This window comes from Tahibacter harae (assembly GCF_024437735.1).
GTDB classification, from domain to species: Bacteria; Pseudomonadota; Gammaproteobacteria; order Xanthomonadales; family Rhodanobacteraceae; genus Tahibacter; species Tahibacter harae.
In genome coordinates, this window is sequence record NZ_JANFQO010000020.1 from 94,984 (window position 1) to 102,513 (window position 7,530).

General features: G+C 66.4%; 9 protein-coding genes and 1 tRNA gene. 5 read left to right on the top strand and 5 right to left on the bottom strand.

Features of this window, described 5'->3' with window-relative positions; all coding sequences use genetic code 11:
• Nucleotides 1-49: 49 nt before the first annotated feature.
• Both folK and pcnB read right to left on the bottom strand, forming a co-directional pair.
• Nucleotides 50-562 carry a 2-amino-4-hydroxy-6-hydroxymethyldihydropteridine diphosphokinase gene (gene folK, locus NM961_RS18715; RefSeq protein ID WP_255915936.1) on the bottom strand — a complete coding sequence of 171 codons (513 nt, stop codon included), beginning with the start codon at nucleotides 560-562 and terminating at the stop codon, nucleotides 50-52.
• Complete coding sequence (gene pcnB / locus NM961_RS18720; RefSeq protein ID WP_255915937.1) at nucleotides 559-1,923, bottom strand: polynucleotide adenylyltransferase PcnB; 1,365 nt, start codon at nucleotides 1,921-1,923, stop codon at nucleotides 559-561. Before pcnB ends, folK begins: the two co-directional genes overlap by 4 nt.
• 106 nt (nucleotides 1,924-2,029) lie before the next feature.
• Here pcnB and NM961_RS18725 point away from each other — a divergent pair.
• Both NM961_RS18725 and fdxA read left to right on the top strand, forming a co-directional pair.
• Nucleotides 2,030-2,105, top strand: a tRNA-Glu gene (locus NM961_RS18725).
• 39 nt (nucleotides 2,106-2,144) lie between these two features.
• A complete protein-coding gene (gene fdxA, locus NM961_RS18730) occupies nucleotides 2,145-2,468 on the top strand; it encodes a ferredoxin FdxA (RefSeq protein WP_255915938.1) in 324 nt (107 codons plus the stop codon).
• Between the two features lie 10 nt (nucleotides 2,469-2,478).
• Here the strand turns inward: fdxA and NM961_RS18735 are convergent, their stop codons facing one another.
• Nucleotides 2,479-3,021, bottom strand: a complete 543-nt coding sequence (locus tag NM961_RS18735; protein WP_255915939.1) for a hypothetical protein — start codon at nucleotides 3,019-3,021, stop codon at nucleotides 2,479-2,481.
• Nucleotides 3,022-3,069: 48 nt separating this feature from the next.
• On the bottom strand, nucleotides 3,070-3,954 hold the full coding sequence (dapA, locus tag NM961_RS18740; RefSeq protein WP_255915940.1) for a 4-hydroxy-tetrahydrodipicolinate synthase: 885 nt from the start codon (nucleotides 3,952-3,954) through the stop codon (nucleotides 3,070-3,072).
• A 143-nt stretch (nucleotides 3,955-4,097) separates the two neighbouring features.
• On the opposite strand from dapA, the gene NM961_RS18745 reads away from it, so the two are divergent.
• The 3 genes from NM961_RS18745 to NM961_RS18755 all read left to right on the top strand — a co-directional run bounded on the left by NM961_RS18745 (nucleotide 4,098) and on the right by NM961_RS18755 (nucleotide 6,596).
• Entirely contained in the window at nucleotides 4,098-4,658 is a 561-nt protein-coding gene (locus NM961_RS18745; RefSeq protein ID WP_255915941.1) for a glycine cleavage system transcriptional repressor, read from the top strand.
• On the top strand, nucleotides 4,658-5,119 hold the full coding sequence (locus NM961_RS18750) for a peroxiredoxin (RefSeq protein WP_255915942.1): 462 nt from the start codon (nucleotides 4,658-4,660) through the stop codon (nucleotides 5,117-5,119). Before NM961_RS18745 ends, NM961_RS18750 begins: the two co-directional genes overlap by 1 nt.
• 85 nt (nucleotides 5,120-5,204) lie before the next feature.
• Complete coding sequence (locus NM961_RS18755) at nucleotides 5,205-6,596, top strand: PhoH family protein (protein WP_255915943.1); 1,392 nt, start codon at nucleotides 5,205-5,207, stop codon at nucleotides 6,594-6,596.
• Nucleotides 6,597-6,707: 111 nt separating this feature from the next.
• On the opposite strand, the gene NM961_RS18760 is transcribed toward NM961_RS18755, so the two are convergent.
• A partial coding sequence (locus NM961_RS18760) for an ISL3 family transposase (RefSeq protein WP_255915944.1) occupies nucleotides 6,708-7,530 on the bottom strand: 823 nt, incomplete at its 5' end.

Here is a 7,530-nt window from a genome sequence, read left to right on the forward strand (position 1 = left end):
GTCCGCGTACGGCGGACACAACCGTGGCGCTGGAAACCGGGCCGCCGCCTCAGCCGCCGGCCCGCTGCAGCGGCGCCGGCGCATCCAGGCGGCGGCAGTCGCCCGCATCCAGCTGCGCCAGCAGCGCATCCACCCGGCCCAGTCCCGGCACCGTCAATGCGGGTGCGATTTCCGCCAGCGGCAGCAGCACGAAGGCTCGCTGGGCCAGATGCGGATGCGGCACGCTCAAACCCGGCGCGCAGACTATGTCCTGGCCATAGAGCAAAATATCCAGATCCAGCGCGCGCGGCCCCCAGCGCGTGCCGTCGCGCACGCGGCCGGCGGCGCGCTCCAGCGCGAGCAGCTGCTGCAGCAGTTCGCCAGGTTGCAGCAAAGTATCTATTTCCACTACTGCATTGATGAACGGCGGCTGCTGCTGCACGCCCCACGGCGGCGTGAGGTAGAGCGATGAGGCCTGCCGCACCCGGCTGTGCGGCAACGCATCCAGCGCCGCGGCGGCCTGCGCGACTATGGCGCACGAATCGCCCAGGTTGCTGCCCAGGCCGATGAACGCCGCGGTCACGGACCGGCCGGCGTTTCGCCCGAGCCACCGCCGCCCGCCGGCTTGCGCCGGCGCCGGCGGCGCCGCTTGCGCGTGGCGGTCTTGACCGGCGCCGCATCCGCCGCCGTGGGCGCGGAATGCGTCAGCAGATCATTGAGCACCGCCGCATCGCCCTGCTGGGCCTGTTCCCACCACTGGGCAAGTTCGGCCAGTTCCGGCTCGGCCTCGGCGCGCACGGCGAGGAAATCGTAGGCGGCGCGGAAGCGCGGATGGGTCAGCAGACGCATCACCCGCTTCTTCATGCGCTGTTCGAAACGCGGCTGCAGCGCCCAGATTTCCTCCATCACCAGGGAGAAACGGCGCGGAATCGCTACGCGGGCGGACTGTTCCTGGATCACCGCATCGGCGGCATTGCTCCAGGCCTCGACCGGATCGGCGCCGCCGGCCAGCGCGCGCTCGGCGCGCTCGCGCACGCCGCCCCAGAGCAGCAGGGCGAACAGGAAAGCCGGCGTCACCGGCTTGCCCGACTGCACGCGCGCATCGGTATTGGCCAAGCCGCATTCGATCAGGCGGCGGAACTCCGCGCCGCGGCTGCGCTTGAGCGCGGTGGCGGCGGAAGGAAACACGAACTGCAGCAAGCCGCTGCGGTCCAGCTCGCGGAAACTAGCCAGGCCATGGCCGGACAGGAACAGCTTGAGGGATTCGTCGAACAGGCGCGCCGGAGCCGCGTCGCAGAGCAGTTGGCCCAGCCTGGCGAAAGGCTGTTCGGCGCTCGCGTCGATGCGGAAATTGAGCTTGGCCGCCAGGCGCACGGCGCGCAGCATGCGCACCGGATCCTCGCGGTAGCGCAGCTCGGGGTCGCCGATCAGGTGCAGCTCGCGCGCCTCCAGGTCGGCCATGCCGCCGACGTAGTCGCGCACGCTGAAATCGGCGATGTTGTAGTACAGCGCGTTGACGCGGAAATCGCGCCGGATCGCGTCTTCCTCGATGCTGCCGTAGACGTTGTCGCGCACAATGCGCCCGTCGACGACGTGGCGGTCGGCATTGCCTTCCTCGCCGATGCCGCGGAAGGTCGCGACCTCGACGATCTCCTGGCCGAACACCACATGGGCCAGACGGAAGCGGCGGCCGATCAGGCGGCAGTTGCGGAACAGTCCGCGCACCTGCTCGGGCGTTGCATTTGTGGCAATGTCAAAATCTTTCGGATGGCCGCCGAGCAGCAGGTCGCGCACGGCGCCGCCGACGAGGAATGCCTCGAAACCCGCCTCGTTCAGGCGGTACAGCACGCGCAGCGCGCCGTTGCTGATGTTGCGACGGGAAATGCCGTGCTGGTCGCGCGTGATCACGCGCAGCTGCGGCCGCGCCGGAGCCGCCTCAGGCACGCTCTCGACCGCGCCCGCGGCCGTGTTCCCGTTGTTCCGGCGCAACCCGCGAGGAATTGCCCGTCGAATGAATTCCGTTATACTCCGCACGCTTGATCCTCGACGCGCTCCCTTCGTCTAGTGGCCTAGGACATCGCCCTCTCACGGCGAGAACAGGGGTTCGAACCCCCTAGGGAGCGCCACTTTACTCCCCTTCACTACTCAGCAGGCTCGGTCGCCGCATGCCTTTCGTTGTCACCGAAAACTGCATCAAGTGCAAGTACACCGACTGCGTCGAAGTATGCCCGGTGGACTGCTTCCACGCTGGCCCGAATTTCCTCGTCATCGACCCCGACGAGTGCATCGACTGCACCTTGTGCGAACCCGAATGCCCGGCCAATGCGATCTATCCCGAGGACGACGTCCCGGCGGGCCAGGAGCACTTCATCGCGCTGAACGCCGAACTGGCCAAGGCTTGGCCGGTGCTGACCGAACGCCAGGACCCGCCTGCCGACGCCAAGGAATGGGACGGCAAGCCGGGCAAGCTCGAACTGCTGCAACGCTGAGCCCTGCGGCTCAGCCCAGCCGCTCGCGCAGAGCGGCAACCACTTTCTGTACCGCCGCCGAGGCGCCGCTCACACTGACGCGGCTGCCGTCGCCGTCCGGGCTCACGCCAATATTCACCTGCTCGGTGATCGTCTCCACCTTCTTGCGCGTGAACAGGCGCTTGATGAAACCGCCTTCGTCGCGCGTGCGCTTGCTGGTGACGGTCAGGCTGTAGGTGCGGCCGGATTCGTCGCGTGCCGAGATGGCGCCGATGTTGGCCCGCTCCAGCGCCATGCCGACGCGCGCCCAGGTGCTGTCGACCGCGTCGTTCACATGCAGGCCGTCGATGCCGGTGGCGCCGCGCTGCGCGGCCGCGGTGGCGCGGGCGCTGCCTTCGGGCACGACCAATTCGGTGCGCACGGGCGGGGCGTCCAGATCGGGCGGAATTTCCAGCGGACGGGCTTCGACCGCCTTGTCCCATTCCGAGCGCGACTTGAACATGCTGCAGCCGCCCAGCGCCAGCGGAATCAGCGCAACGAGCAGGACGGTACGTATCGCGGACTTCGAATTCACAGGCAAACCTTGGTCAGTCTTTGGGACGGTGAAGCGAACGGAGCGGCGTCAAACCGCCGCATCTTGCAGGTTAGTGAGCAGATCGCGCAAGCGTTCGCGGTGCCCGGGGGAAAGCTCGACCAGGGGCAGGCGCGGACGCGGACTCCCCAGACCTTGCAGCGAAAGTCCCCACTTGAGCGGTATGGGGTTGGATTCCACCCCAAGCGCGTCGAACAGAGGCTGAAGACGGCGATCCAGCGCCTCGGCCTGCTCCCGGCGGCCGCCGCGGGCAGCGTCGCAGAGGGCGCGGAACGGCGCCGGCGCCAGATTGTTCGCCACCGAGATCACGCCGTCGGCGCCATCCAGCAGGCTGCGGCAAGCGGTGCCATCGTCGCCGGAAAGCACGCGGAACTCCGCGCTGCGCAGGGCCAGCAGCGCCTGCATGCGCGCCGGGTCGGCGACGGCTTCCTTGATCGCGACGATGCGCGGATGGGCAGCCAGCGCGGCCACCGTGGCCGGCAGCAGGTCGCAGCCGGTGCGGCCGGGCACGTTATACAGCACGATCGGCAGGCCGGCCTCGTCGGCAATGGCGCGATAGTGCTGCAGCAGGCCGTCCTGGGTCGGGCGCACATAATAAGGCGTGACCACCAGCGCGGCATCGGCACCGAGTTCAGCAACGCGGCGCGTGGCGGCGAGCGTCTTGGCGGTGTTGGCGCCGCCGCTGCCGACCAGCACGGGCACGCGGCCGGCGACCTGGCGCAGGGCCTGGCTCACCAGGGTGGCAAGCTCGTCATCGGAAAGTGCGTGGGCCTCGCCAGTGGAACCGGCGACGACCAATCCCTGGGTGCCGCCGGCGATTTGCCGTTCGATCAGACGCGAGAAGGCATCGAGGTCCAGCTTGCCTTCCGCGGTGAACGGAGTAGCCAGCGCACAGATGCTTCCGGAAAGATTCAAAGCACGGCATCCGGGCTCGAAAAAGAGCGGCGGATGTTACTTGCGGCCCCCTGGTGTGGCAAGTATTCTGCTGGCACTGCCGGCGCGGGTCGGCACCACCTTCAGGCGACGCACGGACCGTGAAGCAAGCAGGTAAATCCGCCTTGACCGAAGCCGCGCCACGCCCCCCGGCGAACGAGAACTACCTGCTGATCAATGCGTTCGCCCCGCAGCCGGAGTCGCCACTGGTCGCGGTGACCCGGCGCATCTCCGAATGCGGCTGCAACCTGGTCGACGCGCGGGTCTCCACTCTGGGTTCGGATGTATCGGTGCTCGCGCTCGCCGTCGGCCCCTGGGATGCGATCGCCAAGCTGGAGAATGCGCTCAACAAGCTTGAGCGCGGCGAGAACCTGCGCATCACACATTTCCGCACCGGTCCCAAGCCGGTGCAGAACACCTTGCTGCCGTACGTGGTCGAGGTCATCGCCGCCGACCGACCCGGCATACTGCACCAGCTGGCGGAGTTCTTCAGCCGCCGCGGCATTACCATCGAACAGCTGCATTCCTCGCGCTACCGGGCGATGCAGACGGGCGCGGACATGTTCTCCGCCCAGGTCACGGTCGGCATTCCGGCCACCACGCACATCGCCGCCCTGCGCGATGATTTTCTTGAGTTCTGCGACGGGTTGAATCTCGACGCAATCATGGATCCGATGAAGTTCTGATGCTCGATACCGGCGCGAAAGTCCCCGCCCTCAGCGGCACGACCCAGGAAGGTGCCACGCTGAAGCTGTCGGCGCTGAAAGGCCGCTGGGTAGTGGTCTATTTCTATCCCAAGGACAGCACGCCGGGCTGCACCACCCAGGCCCAGGGCTTCCGCGATCTCCACGCGCAGTTCGAGCAGCGCAACGCCGTCGTCATCGGCGTGTCGCGCGACAGCGTGCGCAGCCATGCGAATTTCTGCGCCAAGCAGGACCTGCCCTTCACCCTGATCGCCGATACCGACGAAACCTGGTGCAAGGCCTTCGATGTGATCCACGAAAAAGTGCTGTACGGCCGCCGCTACCTGGGCATAGTGCGCAGCACCTTCCTGATCGGTCCGGACGGACGCATCCAGCGCCGCTGGAGCCCGGTCAAGGTAGCCGGCCATGCCGCCGACGTGCTGGGAAGCATTCCGGACGCGTGAGCAGACGCCGCCCGCCCGCCGCTGCGTCCCCGCCCGGCACCTGCCGGCTCCCCTCATCTACCTTCCGTCCCGCCCGAGGCTGCCCATGACCCGAGGCAAACGCATCTACGTGCTCGATACCAACGTGCTGATGCACGACCCGACCTCGCTGTTCCGCTTCGAGGAGCACGATGTCTTCATCCCGATGACAGTTCTCGAAGAACTGGACAATGCAAAAAAAGGAACATCGGAAGTCTCGCGCAACGCGCGCCAGGTCAGCCGCTTCATCAACGAGCTGATCGAGCACGGCGGCGACCGCAAGATCGAGGAAGGCCTGGACCTGGTCTCGCCCCAGGGCGTCAACCTCAAGCGCGGCAAGGCAGTGGGCCGGCTCTATTTCCAGACCCGCACGCCGGACTCCACGCCGGGCAAGAGCAAGGCCGACAACCAGATCCTCGCCGCCGTACTGATGCTGCGCGAACAGCACCAGCGCACCCCGGTGGTACTGGTGACCAAGGACATCAACCTGCGCATCAAGGCCTCGATCTACGGCATCACCGCCGAGGATTACGAGAACGACCGTGCCCTGGACGATTTCAGCCTGCTCTACTCCGGCCACACCGAACTGGCCGAGGGCTTCTGGAGCCTGCACCAGAAGGATCTGAAATCCTGGCAGGAGCGCAACCACACCTTCTACGAGGTCAAGCTGCGCAAGAACGAGGAATGGTATCCGCACCAGTGCCTGTACATTCCCGACGGCGACGACATGCTGGAACTGCGCGTGATCGAGATGCGCGACGGCCGCGCGCGCCTGCGCCTGATGGACGACTACACCGGTTCGCACAACGTCTGGGGCATCACCGCGCGCAACCGCGAGCAGAATTTCGCGCTGAACCTGCTGATGGATCCCGATGTGGACTTCGTCACCCTGCTCGGCACCGCCGGCACCGGCAAGACCCTGCTGGCGCTGGCCGCGGGCCTGGCCCAGGTAATGGACCAGCAGCGCTACCGCGAGATCATCATGACTCGCGCGACGGTCTCGGTCGGCGAGGACATCGGCTTTCTGCCCGGCACCGAGGAGGAAAAGATGACGCCGTGGATGGGCGCGCTGACTGACAATCTCGAAGTGCTGACCAGCCCCAGCGAAGGCGGCGCCTGGGGCCGTGCCGCGACCAACGACCTGCTCGCCTCGCGCATCAAGATCCGCTCGCTCAACTTCATGCGCGGCCGCACCTTCCTGAGCCGCTACGTCATCATCGACGAGGCGCAGAACCTCACGCCCAAGCAGATGAAGACCCTGCTCACCCGCGCCGGCCCCGGCACCAAGATGATCTGCCTGGGCAATGTGGAGCAGATCGACACGCCGTATCTGACCGAGACCACCTCGGGCCTGACCTACGCCGTCGACCGCTTCAAGGAATGGCAGCACAGCGCGCACATCACGCTGCGCCGCGGCGAACGTTCGCGTCTGGCGGACTACGCCTCCGAAAAGCTCTGAACCGCCGAAGCGGCTCGCCAGCAGCACGCGCCGGGAGCGCCATGCCGCTCCCGGCGGCGGAAAACGGACAAGCCGCCACCGGCCGGTGAAGCGCAGGCAAAAAAAGGTTCTTCACCCATTACCGGGGAAGGCGGCGCGGATTTTAAGGAAGAAGTAAGCATCGTCCCGGAAGCCGTAGGCGATGCGCTTGATGACCTTGATGCGGTTGTTGATGCCTTCGAGCAGGTTGGTACCCAACGGCCATCGACAGTGGGCCAGGATGCCGGGCAGATAGGGTTCCAGGCAACGGGCAAAGTGCTGCAGTGGCGCCAGGCCGCTGCGCAGGGCACGTCGTTGCCACGATAGCCAAGCCTTTTTCGCCCAGGCCCGGCTTCGGTAGTGCCAGAGCTGCTTGAGGTCATCCTTGAGCAGGTAAACGGTAAGCAGTGCTTTGTTGGCGGCGAGCAGTTCGTCCAGTTGCACGATCTTGTCGGCCGGAACGTTCTCCCGGTTGCGTAGCAATAACCAGCGCGACGTCTTGACCACCCGGCGCGCCGGCTTGTCGGCACGAAGTCGATTGGCCTCATCCACCCGTACTCGGTCAATGACTTCGCGGCCATACTTGGCGACGACATGGAACAGGTCGTAGACCACGTCGGCCTTCGGGCAGTGCTGGCGTACTTCCCGGTCGTAGGCCGAATTCATGTCCATCGCCACGGCACGGATACGCGCGCATCCCTGCGGCCCAAGCAGCTCGAAGAATGGCCGCACATCGGCGCGGCTGCGGCCACGGCCGACCCACAGCACGCGCTTGCGCTGAGGCTCAATGACTACCGTGGCGTAGCGATGCCCTTTCTGGATCGCAAACTCATCCATTGCCAGCACCGTGACGTCGCTGAAGTCCACCGGACCCAGCGTGCGTTGCAACTGCTGAAAATCGATGGTCTTGACCGTC